Source organism: Lacrimispora sp. 210928-DFI.3.58 (assembly GCF_020554865.1).
Lineage (GTDB): Bacteria > Bacillota > Clostridia > Lachnospirales > Lachnospiraceae > Enterocloster.
Genome location: NZ_JAJCIC010000096.1, coordinates 1 through 866 on the forward strand (window position 1 = coordinate 1; position 866 = coordinate 866).

Genomic DNA, 866 nt, shown 5'->3' on the forward strand with positions numbered 1-866 from the left:
CCGTTTTTATCACAGGCAGTCTCCACGGCATAAGCAAAAACATGCTTATGTTCTCCTTTGCGGAACCATCCGCTCTCCGGATCCGTTGTGCTGCATTTCTGAGTTTTCGCGTCTTCGGGAATCCCGCCTTTTGGGAAATCGTCCGGAAGGCCACCTCCTGATGATGGGGGTGTCTGATCATCCTTTTTTTCTTTCAAGGGTTTCTTCCCGTGGTTTTCCCGGTCGTCATTGATCTCCTTTTTCAGTTCTTCTTCAAACCAGAGAGCCTGCTCCTTCGCAACACGTTTTCTCATCTTTTTACTGTTGGCACAGGCTTTGACATGAGTAGCGTCTACAAAGATGACAGCAGTATCCACTAAATGATGCTTCATACATTCTTCAAGGATATGTGCAAAGATCTGCTCGAATAGTCCGGTATCTTTAAAACGGCGAGTATAGTTCTTTCCGAAGGTGGAAAAATGTGGGACTGGATCCAGCATATCCAGACCCAAGAACCATCGGTATGCTACATTCACTTCGATTTCTTTTATTGTCTGACGCATGCTTCTAATTCCATAAAGATACTGGATAAAAGGGATCTTTATGAGCATGACCGGATCCATACTTGGGCGCCCGTTATCCGCAGAATATTTTTCTTCTACAAGATCATAAATAAAGTTCCAGTTGATGGCTTTATCAATCAGTCTGAGCATATGATTTTGAGGAACCATGTCATCCATGCAGAAGACTATCATTTGTTCTCTTTTTTTATCCGCATCTTTCGTCAACATAAAAACACCGCCTTCCTGATATAAGAATTATACCATGAATACGGCGATAAATGTAGAAAAGTCCGAGCTCTCGCTCGGGACTTTGTCTACAGTCTG

At 43.3% G+C, this 866-nt stretch carries 1 protein-coding gene; it reads right to left on the reverse strand.

Translation table 11 applies throughout. The annotated features are described in order from the left end of the window. A partial coding sequence (locus tag LIZ87_RS22055) for a transposase (protein ID WP_227149227.1) occupies window positions 1-770 on the reverse strand: 770 nt, incomplete at its 3' end. Between the last annotated feature and the right edge of the window lie 96 nt (window positions 771-866).